At 61.9% G+C, this 26,108-nt stretch carries 23 protein-coding genes and 1 tRNA gene; 8 read left to right on the plus strand and 16 right to left on the minus strand.

Features of this window, described 5'->3' with window-relative positions:
- The coding region (locus AAC023_RS00920) for a L,D-transpeptidase family protein (protein ID WP_339737167.1) at window positions 1-398 on the minus strand (398 nt) is incomplete at its 3' end.
- Window positions 399-657: 259 nt separating this feature from the next.
- On the opposite strand from AAC023_RS00920, the gene AAC023_RS00925 reads away from it, so the two are divergent.
- Window positions 658-1,344 (plus strand): response regulator transcription factor, encoded by a 687-nt coding sequence (locus AAC023_RS00925; RefSeq protein ID WP_339737169.1) that lies wholly within the window; start codon window positions 658-660, stop codon window positions 1,342-1,344.
- A gap of 34 nt (window positions 1,345-1,378) precedes the next feature.
- Here the strand turns inward: AAC023_RS00925 and xth are convergent, their stop codons facing one another.
- From xth to AAC023_RS00945, 4 genes are all read right to left on the minus strand, one after another.
- Window positions 1,379-2,191 (minus strand): exodeoxyribonuclease III, encoded by an 813-nt coding sequence (xth, locus tag AAC023_RS00930; protein ID WP_339737171.1) that lies wholly within the window; start codon window positions 2,189-2,191, stop codon window positions 1,379-1,381.
- Window positions 2,192-2,215: 24 nt separating this feature from the next.
- Complete coding sequence (locus AAC023_RS00935; protein ID WP_339737173.1) at window positions 2,216-2,824, minus strand: hypothetical protein; 609 nt, start codon at window positions 2,822-2,824, stop codon at window positions 2,216-2,218.
- Window positions 2,825-3,125: 301 nt separating this feature from the next.
- The gene (locus AAC023_RS00940; protein WP_339737175.1) at window positions 3,126-3,785 is read right to left on the minus strand and encodes an outer membrane lipoprotein carrier protein LolA; all 660 of its coding nucleotides are present in this window, start codon (window positions 3,783-3,785) and stop codon (window positions 3,126-3,128) included.
- 57 nt (window positions 3,786-3,842) lie between these two features.
- On the minus strand, window positions 3,843-6,260 hold the full coding sequence (locus AAC023_RS00945) for a DNA translocase FtsK 4TM domain-containing protein (RefSeq protein ID WP_339737177.1): 2,418 nt from the start codon (window positions 6,258-6,260) through the stop codon (window positions 3,843-3,845).
- A 106-nt stretch (window positions 6,261-6,366) separates the two neighbouring features.
- Here AAC023_RS00945 and AAC023_RS00950 point away from each other — a divergent pair, with 106 nt between their 5' ends.
- Complete coding sequence (locus AAC023_RS00950; RefSeq protein WP_339737178.1) at window positions 6,367-7,644, plus strand: UbiH/UbiF/VisC/COQ6 family ubiquinone biosynthesis hydroxylase; 1,278 nt, start codon at window positions 6,367-6,369, stop codon at window positions 7,642-7,644.
- A 4-nt stretch (window positions 7,645-7,648) separates the two neighbouring features.
- Here the strand turns inward: AAC023_RS00950 and AAC023_RS00955 are convergent, their stop codons facing one another.
- The 5 genes from AAC023_RS00955 to AAC023_RS00975 form a co-directional block, all read right to left on the minus strand.
- Window positions 7,649-8,188 carry a DsrE family protein gene (locus tag AAC023_RS00955; protein WP_339737180.1) on the minus strand — a complete coding sequence of 180 codons (540 nt, stop codon included), beginning with the start codon at window positions 8,186-8,188 and terminating at the stop codon, window positions 7,649-7,651.
- A gap of 65 nt (window positions 8,189-8,253) precedes the next feature.
- A complete protein-coding gene (locus AAC023_RS00960) occupies window positions 8,254-8,562 on the minus strand; it encodes a DUF971 domain-containing protein (RefSeq protein WP_339737182.1) in 309 nt (102 codons plus the stop codon).
- Window positions 8,562-8,768, minus strand: coding sequence for a Trm112 family protein (locus AAC023_RS00965; protein WP_339737183.1), 207 nt, complete (start codon window positions 8,766-8,768; stop codon window positions 8,562-8,564). Before AAC023_RS00965 ends, AAC023_RS00960 begins: the two co-directional genes overlap by 1 nt.
- A gap of 10 nt (window positions 8,769-8,778) precedes the next feature.
- The gene (gene trxA, locus AAC023_RS00970) at window positions 8,779-9,693 is read right to left on the minus strand and encodes a thioredoxin (RefSeq protein ID WP_339737184.1); all 915 of its coding nucleotides are present in this window, start codon (window positions 9,691-9,693) and stop codon (window positions 8,779-8,781) included.
- A 62-nt stretch (window positions 9,694-9,755) separates the two neighbouring features.
- The gene (locus AAC023_RS00975) at window positions 9,756-10,277 is read right to left on the minus strand and encodes a prolyl-tRNA synthetase associated domain-containing protein (RefSeq protein WP_339737186.1); all 522 of its coding nucleotides are present in this window, start codon (window positions 10,275-10,277) and stop codon (window positions 9,756-9,758) included.
- A gap of 133 nt (window positions 10,278-10,410) precedes the next feature.
- Here AAC023_RS00975 and AAC023_RS00980 point away from each other — a divergent pair.
- Window positions 10,411-10,485 (plus strand) — tRNA-Gly (locus AAC023_RS00980).
- 459 nt (window positions 10,486-10,944) lie between these two features.
- On the opposite strand, the gene AAC023_RS00985 is transcribed toward AAC023_RS00980, so the two are convergent.
- Window positions 10,945-11,331 carry a helix-turn-helix transcriptional regulator gene (locus tag AAC023_RS00985; RefSeq protein ID WP_091768793.1) on the minus strand — a complete coding sequence of 129 codons (387 nt, stop codon included), beginning with the start codon at window positions 11,329-11,331 and terminating at the stop codon, window positions 10,945-10,947.
- A 7-nt stretch (window positions 11,332-11,338) separates the two neighbouring features.
- Window positions 11,339-12,319 carry a LysR family transcriptional regulator gene (locus AAC023_RS00990; protein ID WP_339737191.1) on the minus strand — a complete coding sequence of 327 codons (981 nt, stop codon included), beginning with the start codon at window positions 12,317-12,319 and terminating at the stop codon, window positions 11,339-11,341.
- Window positions 12,320-12,527: 208 nt separating this feature from the next.
- Here AAC023_RS00990 and AAC023_RS00995 point away from each other — a divergent pair, with 208 nt between their 5' ends.
- From AAC023_RS00995 to AAC023_RS01015, 5 genes are all read left to right on the plus strand, one after another.
- Window positions 12,528-13,034 (plus strand): hypothetical protein, encoded by a 507-nt coding sequence (locus AAC023_RS00995; RefSeq protein WP_339737193.1) that lies wholly within the window; start codon window positions 12,528-12,530, stop codon window positions 13,032-13,034.
- Window positions 13,031-13,627, plus strand: a complete 597-nt coding sequence (locus AAC023_RS01000; protein ID WP_339737195.1) for a GNAT family N-acetyltransferase — start codon at window positions 13,031-13,033, stop codon at window positions 13,625-13,627. The genes AAC023_RS00995 and AAC023_RS01000 overlap by 4 nt, the downstream gene beginning before the upstream one ends.
- Window positions 13,624-14,211 carry an isochorismatase family protein gene (locus tag AAC023_RS01005; protein ID WP_339737197.1) on the plus strand — a complete coding sequence of 196 codons (588 nt, stop codon included), beginning with the start codon at window positions 13,624-13,626 and terminating at the stop codon, window positions 14,209-14,211. The genes AAC023_RS01000 and AAC023_RS01005 overlap by 4 nt, the downstream gene beginning before the upstream one ends.
- Window positions 14,208-14,459, plus strand: coding sequence for a hypothetical protein (locus AAC023_RS01010; protein ID WP_339737198.1), 252 nt, complete (start codon window positions 14,208-14,210; stop codon window positions 14,457-14,459). Before AAC023_RS01005 ends, AAC023_RS01010 begins: the two co-directional genes overlap by 4 nt.
- 413 nt (window positions 14,460-14,872) lie before the next feature.
- Window positions 14,873-19,750 (plus strand): NAD-glutamate dehydrogenase, encoded by a 4,878-nt coding sequence (locus tag AAC023_RS01015; RefSeq protein WP_339737256.1) that lies wholly within the window; start codon window positions 14,873-14,875, stop codon window positions 19,748-19,750.
- Between the two features lie 66 nt (window positions 19,751-19,816).
- Here the strand turns inward: AAC023_RS01015 and AAC023_RS01020 are convergent, their stop codons facing one another.
- The 4 genes from AAC023_RS01020 to AAC023_RS01035 form a co-directional block, all read right to left on the minus strand.
- Window positions 19,817-20,698, minus strand: coding sequence for a prolyl oligopeptidase family serine peptidase (locus AAC023_RS01020; RefSeq protein WP_339737200.1), 882 nt, complete (start codon window positions 20,696-20,698; stop codon window positions 19,817-19,819).
- 71 nt (window positions 20,699-20,769) lie between these two features.
- A complete protein-coding gene (gene purH / locus AAC023_RS01025) occupies window positions 20,770-22,365 on the minus strand; it encodes a bifunctional phosphoribosylaminoimidazolecarboxamide formyltransferase/IMP cyclohydrolase (RefSeq protein WP_339737202.1) in 1,596 nt (531 codons plus the stop codon).
- Between the two features lie 70 nt (window positions 22,366-22,435).
- Window positions 22,436-24,334: an SDR family NAD(P)-dependent oxidoreductase gene (locus AAC023_RS01030; protein WP_339737204.1), complete on the minus strand. Its 1,899-nt coding sequence runs from the start codon at window positions 24,332-24,334 to the stop codon at window positions 22,436-22,438.
- Window positions 24,331-26,106 (minus strand): heparinase II/III family protein, encoded by a 1,776-nt coding sequence (locus AAC023_RS01035; RefSeq protein WP_339737206.1) that lies wholly within the window; start codon window positions 26,104-26,106, stop codon window positions 24,331-24,333. Before AAC023_RS01035 ends, AAC023_RS01030 begins: the two co-directional genes overlap by 4 nt.
- Between the last annotated feature and the right edge of the window lie 2 nt (window positions 26,107-26,108).

A 26,108-nucleotide genomic window follows, 5' to 3' on the forward strand; every position in this document is an offset into this window, starting at 1 on the left:
CGCCTGCAATGCAGGAAGATCGCCGAGCCGGCGCCGGGCACCGGCGGGTCGTCATTATGGCCGACCACGAGAATGAGGTCGTAGAGGCCATCCTCACGGAAAAGTGTCTCATGCGAGGCGGGATAAGGCAGTCGAACCGGTCGGTTATAGGCGGGGTCGGCCGCATCATCACACCAGCCATCATCGGCGCGGATCCGACGTGACGGCAGGGCCGTCTTCGGTGCCGCCACCCGGTCCGCGCGATAGAGTATTCTGCGCAGGGCGTAGCGGCCGGTTGGCGTGGCGCCATCGCCTTCCTGCTTTGAGCTTTCCGGACAAAGGCCGGCGCGGCCGTGTGCGGCGCGAACCCGCCGTCCTGCGAGATTCATCGAGCCCGATCCTGAGACGATCCAGTCCATGGGGTGAATCCCGAGCGGCACCAGGTGGTCGGCGAGGGACGCCTAATCATGACCACAGGTCACGCCTGGCGTCCCCTTCGCCTTCCCCACCACGGCAGGGTGTCCGCAGTGCGGACTCAGGTCGAAAGAAGCAATAATCAGGCCATAAATCAGTCGCTTGTCACAAGGGATTGACCTCCCTACCCGGCAAAAATTGCCGGGTCAGCCTTGCCGGTGGGTAGCATTTGCCTTGTGCCTCGAAATCGGCATGATCGGGCAGATGAGCTCAAGAAAAACCATCCTGATCGTTGATGACGATGATGACCTCCGCGAAGCCCTGGTCGAACAATTCGATTTACATGAAGAGTTTCAGACCCTGGCGGCCAGTTCGGCCGGCGACGGTATGTCGGCGGCGCGTGAACAGCGCGCTGATCTGATTCTGCTGGACGTTGATTTGCCCGATATGGACGGCCGCGATGCCTGCCGCCTGATGCGCAAGAATGGCATCACGGCGCCAATCGTTATGCTGACGGGCCAGAATACCGATTCCGACCAGATACTCGGCCTGGAATCGGGTGCGAATGACTATGTGACCAAGCCATTCAAATTCTCCGTCCTGCTCGCCCGCGTCCGGGCGCATCTACGCAGCCATGAGCAGAGCGAGGATGCGGTCTTCCAGGTTGGGCCTTATGAATTCCGTCCGTCAATGAAGCTCTTGTTGACGGCGGACCAGAAAAAAGTCCGGCTGACGGAAAAAGAGACCAATATTCTCAAATATCTCTACCGCGCCGGTGCCAAGGCCGTGCCGCGCGAGGAATTGCTGCATGAGGTCTGGGGTTATAACCCGGCTGTCACGACCCACACGCTGGAAACCCATATCTACCGCTTGCGCCAGAAGATCGAACCCGACCCCTCTCATGCCCGTCTCCTCGTCACCGAGAGCGGCGGCTATCGATTGGTTCATTGAGGCTCGTCGAGGCCGGCCTTGGGAATTCCCGGCATTATAGATCGATTTTCAGGACAACGGGCGCGTGGTCGGAGGGTTTTTCCCAGCTACGAACATTGTCCCAGACCTTTAGCGCATCGCGGCCACCGGCGATGGCCTGGTCATGCAGCTCGGGCGACACCCAGATATGGTCGAGGCGACGACCCCGGTTGGCGGCCTTCCAATCCTTGGCGCGGTAACTCCACCAAGTATAGATCTTCTCGTCCATCGGGATGAGTTCGCGGGCGATATCGCTGAACTGGCCGGCTAGCCGGATCCGTTCCAGCGCATCGACCTCGACCGGGGTATGGCTGATCACCTTGAGCAATTGCTTGTGCGACCAGACATCGTGCTCATAGGGCGCGATGTTGAAATCACCGACCAGGACGAGCGGTGTCTTCGCGGCCGCGCGGCCGGCGAAATACCTTTCCAGCTTGTCGAGAAATTCCAGCTTGTGTGCGAACCGCGGATTGATCGCCGGATCCGGCTCGTCGCCGCCGGCCGGGATATAGAAATTGTGCAATTCAAAGCCGGCGACGCCGACGCGCTGATGCCGGGCTTCCGAGCGCGGGCATAAATCTTCGTCCGGCAAATCCTCGAGCGGCAGTTTTGATGCGATGGCCACGCCATGCATGCCCTTCTGGCCGCGAATGTGAAAATGCCTGAACCCCATCTCCCGGAAGGCTTCCTCGGGGAATTGCTCGCTCAGGCATTTGATTTCCTGCAGGCACAGCACATCCGGATCAGCCTCGGCGACCCAGGCGGCAACGCTGGGCGCGCGCAGGCGCACGGAATTGATATTCCAGGTCGCAATCGAGATACCGCTCATGGCTGGGTTCTTTCGTCGTGATGATCAGAGGATATTATAGCTGGCGCCCGCGAGGCCGACGGGCCAGCGACCGCGGGCGAACAGGCGCCAGCGGGCGAGGAAGGGGTGTGGCGGTTCATCGTCTTCCGCCTCGGCCATGATCACGAGCGCGGCGCCATTGGCCGCCTGTGCCAGTGCGCCAGCGGCAGCATGAATCAGTTCCATATCGTCGATATCATCGATTGCCGCGGCCTCTTCGACCGCGTCACGAGAGGAATCATGGGTTTTGCTGCCGATCTGGGAGAGGGCGACATTGACCGCCTCTTCGTCGAGGCGTTCCAGCACCCGTGTAATCAGGCCGGCGCGCAACATTTCCTCGGCTTCCCAGCCGACCGGGTCGCGGTCGAGGCTTTCTGCCGCGGTGGCCGCCTCGCTCCAGTCGGAGAGCAGGGCAGGCTCGGCTTCGGGGAATCCCAGCCCGTCGAGATAGGCCCGGGCCAGGGTGCGATCGCGCGGGTCGAGCGGCTCGCCAAGCCTGGAGAACCAGGTATTGGCATTAAGGCTCTCGGCAAAGGCGCGAGCCTTGTAGAGCAGGGGAATTTCCTCGAGCAGACGTGTGAAATCAACGTCGTCGGAATCGTCATGAAATTGCATGGAAATTGTTTAACCCCCATTCGTCGGGCTGCACAGCGGAAATGCCGGTGTAAAGCTGGACCGAAACGAAATGCGCCCGGTCTCAAGGGGGGGAGAGACCGGGCGCTATGCTGTGCGCGAATTTTCATCGTCGCAGCGCCGGGAGGGGATCGATCCGGCGCGACTGAGTTTAGGATCCGCAAGCGGGGGGACGAAGCCGATCCATCTCTTCTCAGTCAGCGTAGTAATAACGCCACGTCAGAAAAAAATATACAAATAAAATATTAGAAAGGTATTGCCTGTGGTCAAAATGCCGCAGCCATCACCGTCGCCCACGTCTCGAATCGCGTTGCTCATCAGGGTCAGGAATTGAAAACAGGCGCGGGTTCAACGCCATACCTGTCTCGGTTTCCACCAGGCTGACCCGAGTGACCTCGCCCAGTGCGTCGGTCACGAACCATTCGCGTAACTCAAGATCCGGTCCGGCAAAGACAAATTCGATATCACCATCCATTTCGCCATTGGGGTCGCGCACATTCACGGACAGGAAGCCGTACTCGCTACGAATATCGACCACTTCAGCATCGTTCGCGATGTCGATATCGGATTTCAGCAACCACCAGAGCGGCGTCGAGCGCAAAGGCACGCGATCCACTGTTTCCAGGGCGCGGTCCTCCAGCGCGACAGTCGTGCCGTCGGCAATCACCCGGATGGGCGAAGGATCTTCATACTCAAACAGCAAGCGCCCCGGCCGCGCAATCGACAGGATGCCACGTACGGCACTTCCGTCGGGCGAGACCTGGATAAAATTCGCCCGCAACGTGGTGATCGCGTTGAGATAGCTATTGATGTCGGCAATCGCGGCGGCGCGGTCGAAGGCTGGCTGCGGTGCGTCCGCTTGCAGGGTGGCGGGCTCCGGCCGAGCTTCCGCTGTGGCAGGCGATGCCTGCAGGAGCAGGGCGGAAATCAGGTGCGTAATCATGGCGCCAAACTGCCGAGTGATTGCGGCGCGAGCAAGGCCTCGCCGTTCATTTGTGCGTCACGCCACATTGTGTTCAGGCAGGTAGATTTCGCGGCGCCCGGCATGGTCGGACGGGCCGATCATGCCCTCTTCTTCCATGCGCTCGACCAGGGTCGCTGCGCGGTTATACCCGATCTGCAGCCGGCGCTGGATATAGCTGGTGGAGCATTTGCGATCGCGCGCCACCAGGGCAATGGCCTGGTCGAACAGCGCATCACCACTGCTGGCCTCGCCGTCCAGCCCCAGCGCACCGCCCTCACCATCATCGCTGTCGGCGGTCACCGCATCGAGATATTCAGGCGCGCCCTGTTTCTTGAGATAGGCGGCGACGTCCTCGACCTCGGTGTCAGAGACAAAGGGGCCATGCAGGCGCCTCAGACGCCCGCCACCGGCCATGTAGAGCAGATCCCCCATGCCGAGCAGCTGTTCGGCGCCCTGCTCGCCCAGAATGGTGCGGCTGTCGATCTTCGAGGTCACCGAATAGGAGACACGGGTCGGGAAATTCGCCTTGATCGTTCCGGTGATGACATCGACCGAGGGGCGCTGGGTCGCCATGACGACGTGAATGCCGGCTGCCCGCGCCATTTGGGCGAGGCGCTGGACAGCGGCTTCGATTTCCTTGCCCGCGACCATCATAAGGTCGGCCATTTCGTCGATCACCACGACGATATAGGGCATTTTCTCGGCCTGGATGATTTCGGTCTCGAAGATCGGTTCGCCACTTTCGCGATCATAGCCGGTCTGGACGGTGCGCGAGAGGGGCTCGCCGGCGGCCTCGGCAGCGGCGACGCGCTCATTGAAGCCGGCCAGATTGCGCACGCCGATCTTGGACATCCGCAGATAACGGCTTTCCATCTCCCGAACGGCCCATTTCAGCGCCACGATGGCCTTTTTCGGATCGGTCACGACCGGGGTCAGCAGGTGGGGAATCCCGTCATAGACGGACAATTCCAGCATTTTCGGATCAATCATGATCATGCGGCAATCTTCCGGTGCCAGCCGGTAGAGCAAAGACAGGATCATCGCATTGATGCCGACCGATTTACCCGAACCGGTGGTGCCAGCGATCAACAAATGGGGCATGCGCGCCAGATCGGCGACAAAGGGTTCGCCGCCGATTGTCTCGCCCAGCGCCATTGGCAATTCCGCCTTGCTTTCCTCGAACACTTTGGAATTCAGCAGGGCACGGAGGAAAACGGTTTCGCGCTTGGGATTGGGCAATTCAATCCCGATCGCATTGCGTCCCGGCACGACGGCCACGCGGGCTGCGGTCGTGCTCATGGAGCGGGCAATATCATCGGCCAGGTTGATGACCCGCGAGGACTTCACCCCGGGCGCCGGCTCGAACTCATACAGGGTGACGACCGGGCCCGGTCGAACCTGGACGATCTCGCCCTTGACCCCGAAATCCGTCAGCACACCCTGCAGCAGCACGGCATTCTGGCGCAGCGCGAGTTCGTCAACGGCGCCATTTCGCTGCTGTGGTTTCGACAGCAGGTCGAGGCGCGGCAATTTGAACCCTTTCGACTTGACGAAGGGCAGCGCTCCCTGGGCCTCACGGTTGTCACGTTCGGAGGCGGCGGAGCGGCGGGTCGGTGCGACCTTGACGCTGGAATTGAAGGTGGGCTCAGGGATGTCGTCGAACCCTGTCTCATCGTCAGGGTCACCGTCGGCGGCTCGCATGGCGCGGCGCAGCACCGGCTCTTCGCGGGCCGGTTCGCGTCGGTCATCGGAGCGCGCGCCGGCATCCGTCAATAATCGGCCAAGCGAAATGCCATGGCCGCGCAGGGAATCGAACCAGACTCGCAGGGTCGCCCAGGTCAGGCCGGCGGCGTCATAAGCCGCCGAAAGGTCGCGAGAGCGCAGGCCAAAGGTGAAGAATATCCCGGCAACCGCCAGGACCAGACCAAAGGCGGCACCAATACCGGTAGCGGCGGGCAGATCGAGCGAGGCGGGCAGCATACGCAGGCCAGCCAGCGCCATGTCGCCAACAGCGCCGCCGAGACCGCTGGCAAAGGGCCAGGCATTGGGCAGGGGGAGTGCGCTGGCTGCAGCGGCAAATCCGGCCGTTCCGATCACGGCAGCGAGCCAACGCCAGCCAGCGATAGAGGCCGGCCGCCGCCGGGGCCGCCGGAGTATGAGCACGCCACCCCAGACGATCAGCGCGATCGCCGGTCCGGCGGCAGACCAGCCGAAGGATTGCAGCATCAGATCACTGATACCGGCACCTGGCTCGCCCATCAGATTGCGCACTTCGCCCTCGGCCGAGACGTTCCAGCTTGGATCGAGGGCATTGTGACTGAGCAGTGCCGCCATCAGAAATGCACCGCTGCCCAACATCAGCCCGCCGAGCAGGAGATCGGTCGTCCGGGTCAGCCAGATTCGGCCCGGCGGCGGGGCATCGGTTTCGGATTTGGGTGCGGCGCGATTGGTCATGCCCCGGTTTAGCGCGGCAAGGGTATCCGGGTGGTAAACAGAGGTTAATGCGTCTGCGGCGCGATGTCCGCTTTCACGACCGGGAAAATCGCCTATTCTCCGCCCCATGAGCGAACAAAATTTTTTTGACGGTGACGCGGTCATTATTGGTGGCGGCTTGGCCGGCCTGACTTTAGCCCTGGCGATGGATCAGGCCGGGCTGCGCGTGGCAGTGGTCGATACGCTGCCGATTGATACCCAGCTGGCCCCGGAATTCGACGGGCGCGCCTCGGCCCTTGCCTATACCTCCTGGCGCTTGTTCGAGGCCCTGGGAATCGCCGATGAATTGCGGCCCTACACGACTCGCATCGAACACATCATGGTCTGTGATGGCCGCCCCTATGGCGGCACACGGCCGGGCGGGCCCGGGCCGCACAGCCTGCATTTCGATCGCCGCGAGATCAGCGAAGGCCCCGAAGGCGAGCCGCTCGGCTGGATGGCCGAGAACCGGCATACCCGCATGGTTCTGGCCAGTGCCGTGCTGGAGCGGCCGAATATCGTTTCCATCGCCCCGGCGATGGCCGAGCGTTATGAGGCACGGCCCGATGGCGTCGATGTCCTGCTCGCCGATGGCCGGCGCCTTTCGGGCAAATTGCTGGTCGCATGCGATGGCAAATTCTCGCGCATTCGCGAACAGGCCAAAATACGCAGTGTCGGCTGGAATTACGGCCAGAAGGGCCTGGTCGCGACCGTGCGCCATGCCGAACCCCATAACGGGGTCGCCTATGAGTATTTTCTGCCGTCAGGCCCCTTCGCCATCCTGCCACTTCCTGACAATCGTTCATCACTTGTCTGGACCGAGCCGACGGATGTGGCCGATGCGCTCCAGGCGGCAAATGCCGAGGTTTTCCAGCAGGAACTTGAAAACCGTTTCGGCGATTTCCTTGGCGGAATAAGCCCGGAAGGGCCACGCTGGACCTATCCGCTGGGGCTAAAATTCTCCGAGAGCTTCTGTGCCGAACGGATCGCCTTTGTCGGCGATGCCGCGCGCGGCATTCATCCGCTCGCCGGCCAGGGTTTCAATCTGGGCATTCGCGATGCAGCGGCTCTGGCTGAAGTTTCTGGTGAGGCGAAACGGGTTGGACTTGATATCGGCGCTCTGACCACACTTCGGCGCTATGAGGCCTGGCGCAAATTCGACAGCGCCACGCTGGCGGCCGGGACGGATATTTTCAATCGCCTGTTTTCGAATGATATCGAGCCCCTGCGGCAATTGCGCGGATTGGGTCTGTCAATCGTGAACCAGATCGGTCCGGCACGGCGCTTCTTCATGCGTCAGGCTGGCGGCGATACCGGTGAGCCGCCCAAACTCCTGCGCGGCCATCGGCTGGACGCTGCCTGGTAGTGCGTCAGAACGGGTTCAGCGTATAGCCATCCTGTTGCAGCAAGGCGTGCGCGGTCATCGCTGACAGGGCCATGGTTACGCCCGGCAACAGATTCTCGACCCCGATATCATGATAGGCGGCGCTCTGGCCGCAGACATAGATTTTGACGCCGTGAGCGAGCAGAGTCGCGATAAGTTCTGCATTGGCAGGCTGGACGCCGGGCGTGAAATGACTCCCTGTCGAGACGTCCTGGACTGCGCCCCCGTGGATCACGATCGCGATCTGAATATCGTCAGCGGCGATTCCAGCAGCCGTGTGCATATTGAGGAAGCGGGCAGCGCTATTGAATTTGCGGTTGATTTCGCCGACCTCTGCTGGTGTCGAGACGTCAAACGCAATCCTGAAGACAGTATCCTCGGGGATCGGCATCTGGTTTTCGATGGGTGCGACCGCGCCAAAGTTTTCGATCAACGGGCCGGTAACAAAGTCTTCCGGAGCCGCCAGGCTGGCGGCGGTAAACAACCCTCCCGCAGCAAGGGCAGTGAGAATCGTGAAGCGTTTCATATTTCATCCGATCGATATCTGTTGTGGGCATGCCAAAGCGTCAGTGGTCGCCGCGCCAGCACTGCCTACATGTGTGTTTCGGCCTCGCCGAGGGCATAGAGATAGTCCCAGGTAAACAAGCCGCTATCATGGCCGTCATCGAACACCAGCCGCACCGCATACCGACCGACGGGTTCGGCGGCTGTGATCTGGATATTCTCCTTGCCGGTTACGGTCACTTTCTGATCCGGACCGTGTCCCTGGACTTCGGCGCTGGGGCTCTCGGTCCGGAGCGTCTGGAAGGGTATCGAAAACGAAGCGCCGTCATCGAAGCGGATATGCAGCGCCTTCTCAGCCTTGGAAAAGCGTAATTTTTCTGGCCAAGGGCGAGTCATCAGTCCTGCTCCAGCTGCCGGGCTTCTTCGGCCAGCATGATCGGGATCCCGTCGCGGATCGGATAGGCAAGGCCCGCGCCTTCGGAAATCAGTTCCTGGGCTTCCCGATCATAGACCAGCGGGCCACGGGTCACGGGGCAAACCAGTATTTCGAGCAGTTTCGGATCGACGGATCGATCAGTCGATGTGGCGGGTGCGTCACTCATCATGACCTCCTCAGGCGAACAGGATTGAGGACAGGCGCCGGCGACCGTCGCGAGCGACCTCGCTCATCGGCCCGGCCGCTTCGAAGATTTTAAGCAACAGGGTGCGCGCAGCCTGTTCATTCCATTCCCGATCAAGCGCGGTGATGGCGAGCAATTGATCGGCAGCACCGGCATGGTCGCCGCTCGCCAGCAGGGCTTCCGCCAGATCAAAGCGCGCCTGCAGATCGGTCGGTGTCGTCTTGACCGCCTGCCGGAGGGCTGCGGTGACCGCATCATCGGCTGGAGCCGTGGTTGCCAGTTCGAGCGCCGTCCGCGCCGCCTCGACAGCCGGATCGCCGGCGCGATCATCGGGGACCTGCCCCAATATCTGTGTGGCCTTCTCGATATCACCGGATTTGAGCCAGACGCGGGCCAGGCCAGCCAGGGCTGACGGATGGCCGGGGTCAAGTTGAAGCACGCTGGCAAAATCCTGTGCCGCACCGCCCAGATCGCCGGATTCCAGACCGGTCATGCCGCGCTCGACGATCGCTTTCAATTCAGCCTCGCTCGGACCTTTGCCGGAAATCCGCTGGATGAAATCCTTGATCTGGCTCTCCGGCAGCGCCCCCATGAAGCCATCGACGGGCTGCCCGTCCTTGAAGGCAAAGACGGCCGGGATCGACTGCACACGCAATTGCTGGGCGATGCCCGGATTCTCATCGATATTGATCTTGACCAGACGGACAGCGCCCTCGGACTGGCGCACGACGTGTTCGATCATCGGGCCAAGCTGGCGGCATGGGCCGCACCAAGGGGCCCAGAAATCGACCAGGACCGGGACGGACTTCGAAGGTTCGACAACATCCGCCATGAAATTGCTGTCTGAGGAGTCCTTGACCAGATCGTCGGTGTCGGCGTCGGGGGCTCCGGTATTGAACAGGGTCATGATGCGTTTCCTAGCTGCGTCTTGCTCAGTAAGTGGCCCTGCCGGGCCGTTGGTGCAAGCCGTTACTGCGTGGCGTCTTCATCATCAAGCAAGAGCGTGAAGTCAATCAGCCGTGGTGGGTGGCCGGTCGATTCAGCGAAGCGGACCAGGTCGGCCGGAGCGATGCCGGTCGTGGCATCATTCAGCAAGGGGTGTGAATAGACCACTGGCCATTCCAGCAGTGCGGCATCGAGCACGAAGCGCACACGTCCCCCGGTATCGTTCAGTAGCGCAAGTGCCGTCACCGAGCCGGGCTGCACACCCAGGGTGTCGAGCAGCAGCGCCTCAGGCCCGAAGGAGAGGCGGGCACTGCCGAGCGGCCGATGCAGACGGTTGAGGCGTATTTCGGTTTCAGCCAGGGCGGTGACCAGGAAAACCTGCCCCTTGCGGTCTTTGAGAAAGAGATTCTTGGTGTGGCCTCCGGGCAGGGCGGCCTTGATGTCGCGACCCTCCTCAACCGTGAAGACCGGGCGATGGCTGACGGTCTCGTGCCGGATTCCAAGCCCGTCGAGGTGGGCGAATAATTCGGTGCGTGAAGCGCTCATACTTGTGTTGAAGCCTGACTGGCGGGCCGGATCAAGCCCTTGTGCACCGCGACGGAATCTCCCTCTTGCAATCCGTCCGGGTTTGCGCGATATACCCCGCTCCCTGGCGGGGCTAGACCCCGCATAGACATGAGCGGGCGTAGCTCAGGGGTAGAGCGTCACCTTGCCAAGGTGAATGTCGTGAGTTCGAATCTCATCGCCCGCTCCATTCTCTTCCAGATTTGTGATGAGCATGGTGTGACCAGCCGCCGCGACGCGGCGAGCCTCTGGCTCCGGCGTCTGCGCGGAACCTTGCGCGCTGCCCTGCCTGCGAGTGCGCGGGCCAGGCTGCTAACCAGCGACCAGCGTTCGGTCGCTTGCTTCAGCGATGTTTCGGGAATCGCGCGGCCACGGCCATATCGAGCGTAGAGCTTGATGCTCTGCCTGACCGGTTGAGATGGAACCAGGGGTGCGCCATGGCACGCGCGTCATGGTCTATGCGCGGCGTGGCCCGCTCGCTGGACACGGTCATTGAGCCAGTTGGATTTATGGATGAATTAGGTCGCACAAGAATTTCCCCTCAGCATTGAGTGTCTCAAGCTGAGGGGTTGATATGGCGCGAGCAGGACCGGACCCGGGCAATGGCGGGGCAAATCCGTTCATGCGGCCGACAGATATCAGCCGAAAATCAGACGGACAGTGAACGCAACAGGTCGATAACCCGGCGGCGGACAGTCTGATCGCGGATTCCGGAGAATGCCGAAGCCAGAGCGAGGCCGTCCGGGCTGGCGATGAAGTCATAGAGCGTTTCGGAGTCGGGACCCTTCAACTCGGAGGCCCCTTCCGTATCCAGACCTTCAAAGAAGTAGGACACAGGGACTTCCATGACGCGGGCGACATGAAACAGGCGGCTGGCGCCAATGCGGTTTGTGCCGCGCTCATACTTCTGAACCTGCTGAAACGTCACGCCAAGCTTTTCTCCAAGCTCGGATTGACTCATTTCCAACAGGCTGCGCCGCAGGCGAAGGCGAGCACCGACGTGCTGGTCAATACTCGTTGGGCCTCTAGCACTCATAACAACCTCATAATTGTGGTTTTATAACTTCGATCTCGCAGAACTCACCTGGATGGCAAAATTCCTCACGAAACCAAGGGTTACCTGTAGGGTCAAAAATCTCGGCAATCCAGTCGCCAACACATTTTGTACGTCCGACGCGCTGGCTCCCCGGCAGATATTTCAACCAGAAGCGCACGTCCTGCTTAACATCATAGTCGAGCACCACCAATTCGTCCGGATATAGCGCAGCCAGATAGGTGGGCGCCATGGCAATCCCGCCGCCATGTCTGATTGTTTCCAACAAGATGGAGCTCACATCAGTCCGGAACGCATAATTTATGTATGCATCGACGACTTCATTGCGGTTTTCCCACAGAGCGAGGCCCCGATCATACTGCTCCAGTTTCAGGAAGCGCAGATTGAGCAAGTCATGGGTCGATTTTGGCACACCATAGGTATTGATGAATTCGCGCGAGGCGAAGGGCATGTAATGCATGGTGCCCAGCGCCGCGGTCGGCGCATCCATATCCTTGTCAGGCGTGAAAGTGATCGACAGATCGGGGGCTGGGCCAACCCCGGCATCGGCGCGGAGCAGGTGAAGATTGATCCCCGGATTGACCCGCATGAAACGGGGCATATGGCGCGCCAGCCAATAGGTCGACAGGCCGTCGGAGGCGTGTAGCGTCACATCGCCGGTACTGGCTGTATCGGTGCCGGAGATGCGGGATTCCAGTTGTTGCGCCGAACGCTGCATGGTCCGCACATAGTCCAGCGCAGCCTCCCCGGCCTGGGTCAGCACGATACCGTCGGCACGCCGGTCGATCAGCTGGGCGCCGAGGCGGCTCTCCAATTGCCGCATGCGCTTGCTGACGGTGGGCTGCTGGCAACCGAGGGCCGCAGCTGCTCCGCTCATTGATCCTGTCGTGGCAACGGCGTGGAAGATCTGAAGGTCGTCCCAGTCAAACACATTGCGACGCAGGCTGATGGCTGTTTCCTGACTATCCACTATTCCAACTTCGAAGAGGCCGCGTGCATGGCAGCGGTGTTAAGCCAATTGGGTCAGACCGAAACAGGAATGCCCGATGCGTAGTTCAGTCGATCAACCTAGCTCATCCCGGTCCGGCGTTCAATTTCAGGACCAGCAACTCCATGCAGCTGTCGGGCCATATGGTTTCACGCAGGTTTACGAACACCAGATCGACGAGTTCCACCAGTTGGCCGATGAGCTGATCGAGGGCGAGGTGGCTGGGCCGGAAGCGCTGTGGCAAGTTCAGTCCTGGACCGGGCGGGCGCTGCAGCTGCGCCGCAGGAATGGCAAGGCCAATGCCCTGCTCGCCTCCATCCCGTTGACCGAGCAGGGTGTCGACGCCTTGCTGGCCGGCCAGTTCGGTTTTGCCAATGCAAAGCGCGAATGGGTGTGCGGGCCGAGCGAAAATGCTCACGCCCTGTTGTCATGGGGTATGGCGGGCCGGTCTCCCATGGATCAGGCCGCATCCCTGCGCGGGCTGCTGGCGGTCTGGTTCGGCGTGTATTGCGACATTCGCGTCTATGCCCGCGCCCGCTCGGCGCAGGGCGAAAAACTCATGTCCCGGCTGGGCTTCGTTCCGCTCGGCCGCCCCGATGGCGCGACGCTGCTGTTCGGCAGCACGGGCTTTCCTCACCGAATCGCTGAGAAACTGTCGGTTCGCAGTAACCCGACCACAGAGGAGCACTACGCATGAATGCGGAGAGCCGAGACCGGCTGCGTGTCACAGTGGCGCGCAGTTTCGACCATGTTGTCATGGCGATGACCTTGCGGGGTGTGACCTATCTGGGTGAGCAGCGCGCGCCTTATAATGAAGAATATGACGGAAATGATCTTGTTGCGGCATCGCACCTGATCGCCTGGCGCGGCAGCGAACCGGTTGGTGTGTTGCGATTGCGCTGGTTTGCCGATTTCGCCAAGGTGGAGCGGGCGGCGGTTCTGCCAACTTTCCGCCGCCACGGCGTGATGCGGGCGCTGATGCAGGAGGCTTTGCGCTATAGCGCCCGTCGTGGTTACCGCCAGGTGCTTGGCCATGCCCAGCTGAACCGGGTTGCCTATTGGCGGTCACACGGTTTCCGGGTTCGGCCCGGGCGTGCCAGCTTCATGTTCTCGGATTACGAATATGTCGAGATCGAGCACCCGCTCGAACGCCCGGCCAATGCCATCACCATGGATTCCGACCCTCTGGCGATTATTCGACCGGATGGCGACTGGGACCGTCCCGGACCGTTTGATCGTTCACTGCGCCGGGCGCCGCGCAAGCAGCGCCGTCCGGAGGAGCTCGCATGAGCCGATATCTGCCAACGCTTGTCCTGCTCGATTGCCAGCGGGAATCGCTCGATCCGGGCGAGGGCGAGGATGATGGCAGCAATCTTGTGGTCTCGGACCGCATTCGGCGCCTGTTGACCTCGGCACGCCTGTCCGGCTGGCCCATTCTTCATTGCCACTATCAGAGCAATCGGCCGGCGATCAATTGCGGCGTCACTGTTCCCGGCGCTCCGATTGATGGCCTGCGGCCTCTTTCCCGGGAGGCTGTTTTCGTCCGCACCGGCCTCTCAGCCTACTCAGACCCCGACTTCGGTCGCATGGTGCGGCACCATGCAGGCCCGCCCTGTTTTCTGGTCGGATTTTCCGCCCCATTCTCGCTGATGGCGACGATGTTCGACGCCGTGGCGCGCGGGCAGCAGCTGACGGTCATCCCCGAAGCGGTAGGCGGCCGTGCGGTAGGGCCGCGCTCAGCGTCGAGCGTTCGCGATATTTCCTTCGACCTGATCGACCGTCTCAGCAGCACCATGCCGCTGGATGATGTTGTGGAGACCTGGCTGCGCTCTCCGACAACCCCAACCCTGAAAACGATTGGAATTGGCAGATGACCCAGAAATCCCTGGCCCAATATTTTCCAGACATGCAGCGGGCAGACAATGACCGCGACCGTTTGCAGGTCGCTGACCTGGTCCTGGCGCTGGTCGAGCAAGAGTTGAGGGCGCTGGAAGGCCATGATGATGATCTGACCTATCTCATTGAAGTGCTGCGTTGCGGCGTTCAACGGGCCCTGGTCGATGATGAATCCACGGCCGTACAGCACCTGCTCGCTACCGATGCCTGCGGTCGTCCCCACTAGTTTGGGTGCTGTCGGGCGGGCGCGCCCAAAGCAAGGTCGTATGCGGGGGGTTGGATTCACCGCCACCCCTTCCCATATCTGTTCTGGCGGCGGCGTTATGGCCCCGCCCTTGAATGCCCTGGACCGGTTTCCCCCAAGCCGGTTCAGCGATTGACCAGGCCTCTAACGTGCGTCCCCCCAGCCTGCCGAATGAGGTCTGTCAGGCACCGCCGGGTTCCCCTGTCCCTTCCCGGCGGTGCCGCATTTTCCAACCCATCCCAATTGGAATAACGCGATTGCGTTTTCAGCGGTATAGCCGGGTTGCGCCGGGGGCAAACAGGTCTAGGCTCAGGTTTGGATCAATCTGAGCTGAGGAGCGCCGTATCATGGGGGCGGTCGTCGGAATCGCGCATGCCTACACGCGTGCGGAATTCATGGAAGCGGCTCGACGCCGCTGGCAAGATCAATGCGGGAGTGAGTGCGGCGAGACCGGCAACGCTTTCTTTGCCCAAATCTACGATGACGCCCTGTCGGAGGATCTGGAGAGGGTTTCTGCGGATGATCTCGCGGCCCTCAGCGTTGAGTTCTGGGCATTCGGAGACCGGCGTACCGGCGATGATATCCTGGTCCGGATCCGGACGGGCACCCGCGCTGACGGTGTCGAGCTCGGCCGTGATGTTCTCGAAATAATCGGAAATGACCGCCCCTTCATCGTCGATTCGGTGATGGGCGAGATCGGTGCCCAAGGGCATGATGTGGTCGCCATGTTCCACCCGATCGTCCAGGTCCGCCGCGATGCCGATGGCAATCGCACGGCCGAAGGTGGCCGTTGCACCGCTGAATCCATGATCCAGGTGCATTTGCCTGAACTGGACGAGCTGTCGCGGCGCACGCTGATCGAGGGCGTTACGGCAACGCTCGATGATGTTCGTGTCACCGTCGAGGACTGGTCCGACATGCGCGCCCAGATGGACGAGTCGATCGCCCATCTACAGCAGGCAACAACCCTGGCCTCGCCTGAGGAAATCGCCGAATCTCTGGAATTCCTGCGCTGGTTGCGCGATGACCATTTCGCTTTTCTGGGCTGCCGCATCTATGATTTCGACGTCAGCGAAGACGGCTCGATGGCTGATCGTCATCCGCGCGTACGGCTTGATTCCGGTCGTGGCGTGCTGCGCGATCCGGAACGCCATGTGTTGCGCAAGGGTTCCGAACCGGCCGTTCTGACCCCGGCAATCGAGACTTTCTTGCGCGAGCCAACCCCGATTATTGTCGCCAAGGGCAATATGAAATCGCGTGTCCATCGCCGCGTCTACATGGATTATATCGGCGTCAAACGGTATCGCGAAGACGGTGCCGTGATCGGCGAGTCACGTTTCGTCGGCCTGTTTACGGCCGAAGCCTATGACCAGAGCGCATCACTGGTGCCGCTGATCCGCCGCAAGGTGCGCCGCGTGCTTGAGCGTGCCGGCAAGGCGCCGGGCACCCACAATGCCAAGAAATTGCGCAATACTGTCGAGAATTTTCCGCGCGACGAGCTCTTCCAGACCGACGAGAATGACCTGCTGGAAATCTGCCTCGGCATCCTGCACCTGCACGACAGGCCGCGCACCAAGCTCTTCATTCGCCGCGACCAGTTCGATCGCTTTGTCTCGGCGCTGCTCTTTGTGCCGCGTGACCGATATAACTCGCAGGTCCGTGAGCAGGCGGGGGAGTTGATCCGCGAAGCCTTTGGCGGGCGGCTTTCAGCCTATTATCCGCAATTCGGCGACAGCTCGCTGGCGCGGGTCCATTTCATTATCGGCCTTAACCCATTCGACCATCCCGAGCCGGATATCGCAGAGCTCGAGCGGCGCGTGACGCGCCTGTCACGCACCTGGGAAGACGACCTGGAATCCCATGTCCGGCGCACTGCGTCGGAAGCGATCCGCCTGCGCATGCCCGCCTATCAGGATGCCTTCAAGGCCGGTTATCGCGAGCTTTATGATTCCAGCGAAGCGCTGGCCGACGTACTGAAACTGGAATCGCTTGATTCCAGCGACAAGGTTGCAGTGCGCGTGTATCGCGAAGCCGATGATGCGCAAACCGAATTGCGCCTCAAGATCTATCGTGTCGGCAAGCCGGTCTCGCTGTCCCGGGTGATGCCCGTGCTGGAGAATCTCGGCGTCTATGTCGTGCAGGAAACCGGTTTCCCCGTTGACCGCCGCGGCCGCAATGGCGAGCTGGTCGATCGGGCTTATGTCCATGATTTCGAGATCCGCTCGGACGCGCTCAAGCATCAATCCCTGGAAGAACTGGGCCCCAAGCTCGAGGATGCCCTGCTCGCCATGGCCGAGGGCCGTGCCGAGGATGATGGCTTCAACCGCCTGATCGTCGAAATCGGCGTGACCTGGCGCGAAGCGGCCTTCCTGCGTACCTGTGCGCGCTACCGCCAGCAGACCGGTCTCGATCCATCGCAGGCGATCCAGGAAGAGGCGCTCGCCGCTTATCCCGACATTGCACGCGGCCTGCTCGAACTGGCGCGGGTCAAGTTTGACCCCGGCTTTGACGGTGAGCACAAGGCGCGGATCGAAGCGGCCAATGAGGTCGGTCAGCATATCTTGACCCAGCTTGATGCCGTTCGCAGTCTCGACCATGACCGCGCCCTGCGCCGCATGTTTGCCCTCATCCAGGCGACGCTGAGAACCAATTTCTATCAGACAGATGCTACAGGCGAGGTGAAGCCGCGGATCTCGATCAAGATCGACAGCGCCTCGCTGGTCGATCTGCCTCTGCCCAAGCCCTATCGTGAAATCTTCGTCTGGTCGCCGGATGTCGAGGGCATTCACTTGCGCTTTGGGCCAGTCGCCCGTGGCGGCTTGCGCTGGTCCGACCGGCGCGATGATTTCCGTACCGAAGTGCTCGGACTGGTCAAGGCGCAACAGGTCAAGAATGCCGTCATTGTGCCGGTTGGCTCCAAGGGTGGATTCTATCCAAAAACCCTGCCGCGCGACGGTTCGCGCGACGAGATTTTCGAAGCCGGCCGTGAAGCCTACAAAACCTTCATTCGTGGCCTGCTCGATGTCACCGACAATATTGTCGATGATGTTGTGGTTCACCCTCAATCGACCGTGTGCTGGGATGATGATGACCCGTATCTGGTTGTCGCTGCCGACAAGGGCACGGCGACCTTCTCCGACACCGCCAATGGCATGGCAACCGACGAGTTCGATTTCTGGCTCGGCGATGCCTTCGCCTCGGGTGGATCGGCCGGCTATGATCACAAGAAGATGGGGATTACCGCGCGCGGTGCCTGGGAATCGGTCAAACGCCATTTCCGGGAACTGAACAAGGATATCCAGAGCGAGCCTTTCACCGTCATCGGTGTTGGCGACATGTCCGGCGATGTGTTCGGCAATGGCATGCTGTTGTCGAAACAGATCCGCCTGCTCGCCGCCTTTGATCATCGCGATATTTTCATCGATCCGAATCCGGGTGATTGCGATCAGACGTGGAATGAGCGCAAGCGCTTGTACGACCTGCCCCGCAGCTCCTGGCAGGATTATGACAAATCTCTGATTTCCAGCGGCGGCGGTATCTTCTCGCGGGCCGAAAAATCCCTGCCCCTGTCCGACGAGATCCGCGCGCTGACCGGGCTGACCACGCCGACCGCCAGCCCGGCTGAACTGATTCATGCCCTGCTGAAGGCCGAGGCCGAATTGCTTTGGTTTGGTGGAATCGGCACCTATGTCAAAGCCAGCCATCAACAGCATGGCGAGGTCGGCGACAAGACGAATGAAGGCGTGCGGGTGAATGCCGCCGACCTCAAGGTCAAGGTCATCGGCGAGGGTGCCAATCTGGGCACGACCCAGGCGGCACGGATTGAATACAGCCGTCTCGGTGGCCGGGCCAATGCCGACTTCGTCGATAATTCCGCCGGGGTCGACAGTTCCGACCATGAAGTGAATATCAAGATCCTGGTCCGGCCCATGGTGCGCAGTGGCGCGATGAGCCTGGCGGACCGCGATGTGTTGCTGGAATCGATGACGGATGACGTCGCCGACCATGTCCTCAAACACAATTACGATCAGACTCTGGCCCTCTCCATGGCCGAGCATTCCAGTGTTGCGGACCTCGATGCGCATGAGCGTTTCATGGCCCGGCTGGAAAGCGCCGGTCAGCTCAATCGTGAGGTTGAAGGCCTGCCCAATCTTGAAGCGATGCGCAGCCTGAAGGAACGCGGTCTGGGTCTCACCCGGCCCGAGCTCGCGGTGTTGATTTCCTATGCGAAAATCACACTGTTTGATCAGCTTGTTGCCTCGGATGTGCCCGATGATCCGCACTTCCACTCCATGCTGGTGAATTACTTCCCCAAAGGCCTTCACAGCTATACCGAGGCCATGGAGGGGCACCGTCTGAAGCGGGAAATCGTCTCCACCGTTCTTGCCAATGAAATGATCAATCTGGGTGGACCGACCTTTATTCACCGCGCGATCGATTCAACGGCCGCCGCTGTGCCGGCCATCGCCCACGCTTTCGAGGTTGGCCGCCAGATCTTCCGATTCAGCGAGCTTTCCACCGAGATCAATCAGCTCGACAACAAGGCTCCTGCCTCGGTGCAGATCGAATTACACGGAGAAATCATCCGTTTGTTGCGGCGACAGGCCTATTGGCTGGTTCGGCGCAATCGCGGACGCGCCGCGTCTACGCTGGAAAATATCGGTACGGTAATCGGCAGTTATCAGGCCGGCGTGCAGGAATTGCGTTCGATGGCGCATGAGATCATTTCCGATCATGAGCGCAAGGGTGTCCGGGCCCGCAAGCAGAAATTTGTTGCCGCCGGGGCACCGGCCGCTCTGGCAAAGGCTGTTGCCGAATTGCGGCCGCTGACCTCATCGTCCGATGTGATCGATATGGCCGTGGCCAGCGATTGGCCGCTCGCGTCGACCGCCTATATCTATCATGCAATCGGCGCCCGGTTCCGCTTCGACCGCTTGCGCGGTCTGGGCCAGGAGGTTTCCTCCGAACTGCACTGGGACCGCTTGGCCGTGCGCCGCCTGATGGAAGATCTCTATGCCAGCCAGCAGACGCTGGCGGCATCGGCGATGCGGTTTGCTGCCCAGGCGGGCGGATCTCTCGCCAGCGGAGTCGAGGCCCCATCACGGGACTGGGCGGATTCGCTCGTTGAGGCATGGAATACCGTCAATGGCGATGAGGCTGATCGGGTCGATCTGGTTCAGCGCCAGCTCGATGAATCGGGGTCCTGGACCCTGTCCAAGCTCTCGATTGCATCCACCCAACTTGGCGAAATGGCTTCAGTGGCCCAGCCCTAGCACCGTCTTGCCAAAGCCCGGTCGGGTACGGGGCTCGGCATCGCCGGACCCTGTATTCGGACTGGATCAAGCGCCCTGGGGTGCGAGTTCGAGGCTGAGAATATCCAGCCAGTCGCGACGCGCCTGATCTGCCGCATCAATATCGAAATTGATGCGGGGGTCGGCAGGCGGATTCGGTTCGTCGAACGCGTGCGTCAGGCCGGGCCAGACCTGGAAATCAACGCGATGCCCCGCGACGTCGGAGCGTTCGAACAGCCGTTCGCAATCGCCGGGTGGCGCGATCATGTCATTTTCCGCCAGAATCGCGTGCAGCGGGATTTCGCGGGCATATCCGCGTCCATCACTGCGCATGGGAAAGCCGCAATAGGGGTAAAGCGTCATCGCAGAGCGGACGCCGCCGAGATCCGGTGTCTGGCCATCGCCGATGCTGAGCGCTTCCGGGGCTGAATTGCGCCCGGCATCATCAAGCGCTTCAAGCACGGTCCAGCCGCCATGGCTCCAGCCGATCAGGGCGAGGCGAGAGGCGTCGATCCGGTTGTCCTCGCGCGCCAGGACCAGACCGGCGAACACGTCCGCAGCCCGCTCGCGGCCCCAAAGGCGCAGGCCGGTACAGACCTGGCTCATCGCTGCGAACCGGTCGATCCCGCGCGCCGCATTCGAACCGATGATCAGAACGCCGTATCCGGCATCCAGAGCTGCACGCGCATAGTCTTCTTGGACCTGGCGCAGCCCGCCGCAGCCGTGAAACATTAAAATAGCCGGCACCGGCCCGGTCGCGGTATCCGGTATGCGCACATCCGTGAAAGGGCGGATCAAGTCCACCTGTTCTTCCAGCGTGCGGTGGGGCACGCTAAAACCGCTCACATTGGAGCTGGCATAGGCCCCCAGTCCGCTGGCAGCGACAGCGAGGGCGGCGGGAATGGCGCGGATCAGAAAACTCAACATCATGAATGCAATGCGCCGCCGGAGACCGCCGCGTCAATGTTTAGTTGATTCACATCGCTGCTGCCGGGCCGGCCTCAATGGCGGAAATGGCGCATTCCGGTGAAGACCATGGCCAGTCCAGCCTCGTCGGCGGCGGCGATGACTTCATCATCGCGGATCGAGCCGCCCGGCTGGATGATCGCGGTAGCGCCGGCCTCGATTGCGGCCTTCAGCCCGTCTGCAAAGGGGAAGAAGGCATCCGAGGCGCAGACCGAGCCTTGGGTGTGTGGTGTGTCCCATTTGTTTTCGCCCGCCGTTGCCTCAGCCTTGCTGAGCGCCAGGCGTGCGGCCTCGAGCCGGCTGGTCTGGCCCATGCCAATGCCCGCCGTGGCGCCGTCGCGTGCATAGACAATGGCATTGGATTTGACGTGTTTGACCACTTTCCAGGCGAAGAGAAGATCGGTCATTTCCTGCTCGGTCGGTGCCCGCTGGGTGACAGTCTTCAACTCGCTCACCAATACACGGCCGGTATCGCGCTCCTGGACAAGAAGACCGCCTGCGACCGTTTTGACCAACCAGCCAGTCTGATCGGGATTCGGCAGCGCGCCGGTCAGCAGTACGCGCAAATTCGGCTTGGCAGACAGGATCGCCAGCGCATCTTCATCGGCATCCGGTGCGACAACGACTTCAGTGAAAATCCGCACCAATTCATTGGCGGTTTCGGCGTCGAGGGTGCGATTCATCGCCACGATCCCGCCAAAAGCCGACACAGGGTCGGCCAACAGCGCGTTCTCATAGGCGGTCGTGAGCTTCTCGTGCAGCGCAACACCGCAGGGATTGGCGTGTTTGACGATTACGACTGCGGCCGTGGCCTCAGGGTCAAACTCCGCCGCCAGCTCAAATGCGGCATCGGCGTCAGCGAGATTATTGAAGCTCAGTGCCTTGCCCTGCATCTGACGGGCCGTTGTGATTCCGGGCCTGATTTCCGACGTGCGGTAGAGGGCGGCGGCCTGGTGTGGGTTCTCCCCATAACGAAGGGGCTGCAGCAGGTGGCCGCCAAAGGCGCGGTAGCTCGGCGTCGGGATGTCGAGTGAGTCAGCAAACCAGTTGGAGATGGCCGCGTCATAAGCCGCCGTCCGGCCATAGGATTTCGCCGCCAGCTGTTTGCGCAATACCAGCGGGGTCGCGCCGTCATTCGAATCCAACGCGTCGAGCACCGCGTCGAGATCCTCTCCATCGACGCAAACCGCTACCCAGGCGTGATTTTTGGCCGCGGCACGGATCATGGCTGGCCCGCCAATATCGATATTCTCGACACAGCTGGCGTATTCGGCCCCTTTCGCGACAGTGTCCTCGAACGGGTAGAGATTGACGTAGAGCAGATCGATGGCCGGGATGGCGTGTTGTGCCATGTCCGCAATATCCTGGTCGTTGTCGCGCCGGCCCAGCAATCCGCCATGCACACGCGGGTGCAGGGTCTTGAGGCGGCCATCCATCATTTCGGGAAAGGCCGTGACATCTGCAACATCCAGCGCGGTGAGGCCGGCGGCCTGCAGTGCTTTCAACGTCCCCCCGGTCGAGAGTATCTCGACATTCGCCGCTGCCAGGCGTTGGGCCCGCTCAATCAGGCCGGTCTTGTCCGAAACGGATATCAGGGCGCGTCGAAGCGGAACTAGGTCCAGATCGGGCATGGGCAGGGCTCCATTCATTCAGAATTCTCTGGGTTGGGCGCGGAGGTAGCATGACGGGCGGACATGTCAATCAGATCGGCGCGGCGGGGCTGAGCCCGCACACCTGTTTCAGGGCCAGTTTTACCGCTTCGATATCCGGGCCATCGGCGGCCGCGAGCAGGGTGGCGAGCCGGGCCTCGATTTCTTGTGGATCAGTGCTGGGGCCATCCACCAGCCATACCCCGGGGATGCTCGTATCCTGGGTGTGTTCAAAGGGATAGACCAGGCTTTCATGCCGTTTTTCACCGGGCCTGAGACCCACGACGGAAAGCGTGCCGGGCGCGTCGGGGTCGCGGCCGCGCAGACGCAGGAGTTGGCGGGCCAGGCGCAGGATCGAGACCGGCTCGCCCATATCGAAAACATAGAGCGCACCGTTGAGTGAGGCATCGGCAGCGGTCTGGGCCGCGGCCGACAAGACCAGGCCCGAGGCCTCCTCGACGGTCATGAAATAGCGCGTGGCTTCAGGATCAGTGACCGTGATGGCATGGCCCAGTTCGATCTGGCGCTCAAAAAGCGGTACGACCGAGCCCGTCGACCCCAGGACATTGCCGAACCGGACAACGCAAACCCGCGTCGGGCTGCCGGGGATAGCCGCTGATTGTGCAAACAGTTCGGCTGCGCGCTTGGTCGCCCCCATGATATTCGTCGGCTCCACCGCCTTGTCGGTCGAGATCAGCGCCACGACCTGGGCGCCGTGCAGGACTGCAGCGTGGATGGTCTGGATAGTTCCCAGAACATTTGTGCGCACAGCTTCGCTAGGATTGCGTTCGCTCATCGGGACATGTTTCAGCGCCGCAGCGTGCAGGACGACATCGGGCTTTTCTTCCGAGAAAACCTGTTCCAGGCGGACCGCATCGCGCACATCGCCGAGCACGGCGCGCCATTCGACCTGGGGCGAACGGGCCGCGAATTCCAGATCGATTTCGTAGAGATTGGCCTCTGATGAATCGAACAGGATCAGTTTTTCGGGGCCGAGCTTTGCAGCCAGCCGGGCGAGTTCCGATCCGATTGTGCCGCCGGCGCCGGTGACCAGGACCCGCTTGCCCTCGATCAGCGGGCGCGCCGGTTCCAGATCCGGCGCCCGGGGCGGACGGTTCAGAAGATCGGCCGCTTCGACAGGTGAGAAGGCGCCAGGCCCCTCCGCGGGGCGCGCACGGGAGAGTTTGGCGCCCGAGCGTGCGGCAATCCGCACCAGCGCATTGACCAGTTCCACGTCGGTCCGGGTGCCGGCCAGCACCAGGCGCGGCGGCAGTTTCTCGGCTTCCGACAGGCGTTTGAGCGCTGCGGGCAGGACATCGAGACCGCCCAGTACCGGAAGCCCGTGAATGGCACGGCCAGCGAGGGCAAGATTGGGTTCGATCAACCCTTTTGGCCGGAAAGGAGCGGCGCCATTGCGCCGGGCCAGGTCGCGCAGGGCGGTGTCGAGTTCTTCCTCTGAGCCGACCAGAATGGCGGCTGGTTTGCTGCGATCCTCGAATTGCAGCACCGATTGCAGGCCGCGTGTGCGCCAGGAGGCGACGATCAGCCGCGAGCCGAGCATCAGGCCGATCAGGATCGGAATTTCAATCAACTGGCTGGTCCGCGGGAAACCATCGAGCCGGTTGATCAGGAAAAGGATGGGCAAGAAAACCAGATTGGCGATGATGATTGCCATTAATATGCGGGCGGCATCATTCAGCGCGGTGTAGCGCCAGAGTCCGCGGTGCAGGCCGTGGAGTGGGAAAACCACCGCACAGGTCAGCGCGAATACGGCCACCGATTGCAGCATGATGGAATCGGGTGGCGGCGTTCCTTCGAACAGATATCGGATATGGATGGCAGCCCACATCGAGGCCGCGCCAGCCCCGAGATCAAACAGGGCGACCCAGATCATCGTCGACTTGCTGCCTGCAGAGATTGGCGCCGGCGCATCGGGGCGTGGTGTACTCATTGATATTCCCCCGCAGCGCCGCCAATACGGCCCAGTCGCTGAAACGCCCAGCGTACACGATTTGGCGGCCGGTCGCCTGCCCCGAACGGCTCAGCCTCACCCTGGACGACAATCTGGGTGGCGCGCTGGGGCGGAGCACCGGCGGCGAGATAGACGGAGCGCTCCAGCCGGATTGGTTCGCCATCGCAGCGGAAACGCCAGCCCGCACCGCTGGGCTGCACAAGCAGTACGCTCATCGAGTCGCGGGCCAGGGAGGCCCGGACACCGGGATGCAGATGGAAGCGGATGGCAAAGCGCCAGCGCACATCGACATCCTCCGGCGCGCCATCATCAATCGGACGGAAGAGTGCGTCCTCGCCGCGGACGTCGCCGCCATCGGCCGCCAGGAAAATCCGGCGCCGGTGCGAAAGCCCGTATTCTTCGCGATAACCTTCATGCCCGCCTTCCAGCCAGACGCCCATTTCTTCCTCATTGCGCCGTGCCGTCACCGGTCCGGGCGAACTTGCGAGCCGGGGGCCCAGCAGGGCGCGGCGCCAGCCGGGCGCGAGCAGGCGCGCCGAGGAGGTTTCTTCCAGGGTCAAGGTTGAATGGGCCGCGGTGGCGCGGACCGCTTCGCGCCAATTGGCGGGCTGATCATCGCCCCAGCCGCAATTGACGACGAGGCGGCCACTGGCGGTGCAGAGTTCGAAGGCGAGCGCGGAGGCGTGAGCTTCGACGCTGAGCTCGCCGCGCGGGGGCTCGCCGACATCAAGCAGGACCGTTGCGCCGCCGGCATGGGCGCGTTGATAGCCGGAATGCGGTGCAAATCCGAATGAGCGTGATTTGATGTCGCCGCGCTCAAGTATGGCTGCCAGCGCGTTCCGGTCGCCTTCGCCGCCACCGTGAAAACTTGCCAACCCGCCATCGATACACTGAAAAAAGCGCGCCATTGGCGCCAGCCGGTCAATAACCCGTAGCAGCGAGGACGGGAGTTCGGTCTCGAGTTCAGCGGCCACATCACGCACGGTAACCAGGTCGATCAAGGCCTCGGCCACGGCCCGGGGTGCGCGGGACAAATGCCCGCCATCGGGCAGGATCTGGCGGTCAATCTCATGATTATAGGTCGAGATCGCGGCCCTGAGCATGGCCGACTCGCCGGGCAGGCAAAGGGCGGCGAGAGTCAGGGCAGCCGCGCAGCGCAAGCGGATCGTGCCATCGGGTGCCAGTGGCAGGGCGCGTTGCAGATAGCGTGTCTGGCGCACCAGGCAGCGCATCCGGGCGGCGTGGAGCCGCTGCGCCTCCCTGTCATCATCGGCCGGGGCAGCGAACAGCAACTCGCCGCAGCGCAGCCAGTTCATCAGCCGCGATGACAACACGTCCTGTGACCAGGAAAAGCTGTTCCAGCGGCCAAAACCCTGAATCCAGGTATCGACCAGCCGGCGTGCTTCATCGCCGGCCGCATCGGCAGCGGCACAATCGCGCAGCCAGCTGAAACTGTGCAGCCCGCGCGCGAAGGCCCGTGATGGCGTCGAGCGCGACCAGATGCCAATCTTTCCGGATGCGGCATTGAGCTGGTCCCCGGCGAGCTGGAAGCGGCCTTGGAGAATCTCTGCTCCGCGCGCGGCATCGCCCGGGTAGAAATCGGTGGGGAAGCTTGTGAGTCTCTCGGGAATCGGGCCGAGCGCACGCATGGAGCGCAGCAGGCCGATCGCGTTGACTGTCGAGGAGGCTTCGCGTCTCAGCGCCTGGACGGCGGATATCGGATAGTCAGACAGACGGACCGCGCCAGCCATTG

This window comes from uncultured Maricaulis sp. (genome assembly GCF_963976135.1).
Taxonomy (GTDB): domain Bacteria; phylum Pseudomonadota; class Alphaproteobacteria; order Caulobacterales; family Maricaulaceae; genus Maricaulis.

What these genes read in the sequence shown, in the direction of transcription:
- AAC023_RS00925 (WP_339737169.1), top strand. Translation starts at nt 658, where the DNA reads ATGAGCTCAAGAAAAACCATCCTGATCGTTGATGACGATGATGACCTC.
- AAC023_RS01005 (WP_339737197.1), top strand. Translation starts at nt 13,624, where the DNA reads ATGAGCCGATATCTGCCAACGCTTGTCCTGCTCGATTGCCAGCGGGAA.
- AAC023_RS00960 (WP_339737182.1), bottom strand. Translation starts at nt 8,562, where the DNA reads ATGACTCGCCCTTGGCCAGAAAAATTACGCTTTTCCAAGGCTGAGAAG.
- AAC023_RS00945 (WP_339737177.1), bottom strand. Translation starts at nt 6,260, where the DNA reads ATGACCAATCGCGCCGCACCCAAATCCGAAACCGATGCCCCGCCGCCG.
- AAC023_RS01015 (WP_339737256.1), top strand. Translation starts at nt 14,873, where the DNA reads ATGGAAGCGGCTCGACGCCGCTGGCAAGATCAATGCGGGAGTGAGTGC.
- purH (WP_339737202.1), bottom strand. Translation starts at nt 22,365, where the DNA reads ATGCCCGATCTGGACCTAGTTCCGCTTCGACGCGCCCTGATATCCGTT.
- AAC023_RS01010 (WP_339737198.1), top strand. Translation starts at nt 14,208, where the DNA reads ATGACCCAGAAATCCCTGGCCCAATATTTTCCAGACATGCAGCGGGCA.
- AAC023_RS00975 (WP_339737186.1), bottom strand. Translation starts at nt 10,277, where the DNA reads ATGAGCGCTTCACGCACCGAATTATTCGCCCACCTCGACGGGCTTGGA.
- trxA (WP_339737184.1), bottom strand. Translation starts at nt 9,693, where the DNA reads ATGACCCTGTTCAATACCGGAGCCCCCGACGCCGACACCGACGATCTG.
- AAC023_RS01035 (WP_339737206.1), bottom strand. Translation starts at nt 26,106, where the DNA reads ATGGCTGGCGCGGTCCGTCTGTCTGACTATCCGATATCCGCCGTCCAG.
- AAC023_RS01030 (WP_339737204.1), bottom strand. Translation starts at nt 24,334, where the DNA reads ATGAGTACACCACGCCCCGATGCGCCGGCGCCAATCTCTGCAGGCAGC.
- AAC023_RS01020 (WP_339737200.1), bottom strand. Translation starts at nt 20,698, where the DNA reads ATGATGTTGAGTTTTCTGATCCGCGCCATTCCCGCCGCCCTCGCTGTC.
- AAC023_RS00985 (WP_091768793.1), bottom strand. Translation starts at nt 11,331, where the DNA reads ATGAGTGCTAGAGGCCCAACGAGTATTGACCAGCACGTCGGTGCTCGC.
- AAC023_RS00965 (WP_339737183.1), bottom strand. Translation starts at nt 8,768, where the DNA reads ATGAGTGACGCACCCGCCACATCGACTGATCGATCCGTCGATCCGAAA.
- AAC023_RS01000 (WP_339737195.1), top strand. Translation starts at nt 13,031, where the DNA reads ATGAATGCGGAGAGCCGAGACCGGCTGCGTGTCACAGTGGCGCGCAGT.
- xth (WP_339737171.1), bottom strand. Translation starts at nt 2,191, where the DNA reads ATGAGCGGTATCTCGATTGCGACCTGGAATATCAATTCCGTGCGCCTG.
- AAC023_RS00955 (WP_339737180.1), bottom strand. Translation starts at nt 8,188, where the DNA reads ATGAAACGCTTCACGATTCTCACTGCCCTTGCTGCGGGAGGGTTGTTT.
- AAC023_RS00950 (WP_339737178.1), top strand. Translation starts at nt 6,367, where the DNA reads ATGAGCGAACAAAATTTTTTTGACGGTGACGCGGTCATTATTGGTGGC.
- AAC023_RS00940 (WP_339737175.1), bottom strand. Translation starts at nt 3,785, where the DNA reads ATGATTACGCACCTGATTTCCGCCCTGCTCCTGCAGGCATCGCCTGCC.
- AAC023_RS00935 (WP_339737173.1), bottom strand. Translation starts at nt 2,824, where the DNA reads ATGCAATTTCATGACGATTCCGACGACGTTGATTTCACACGTCTGCTC.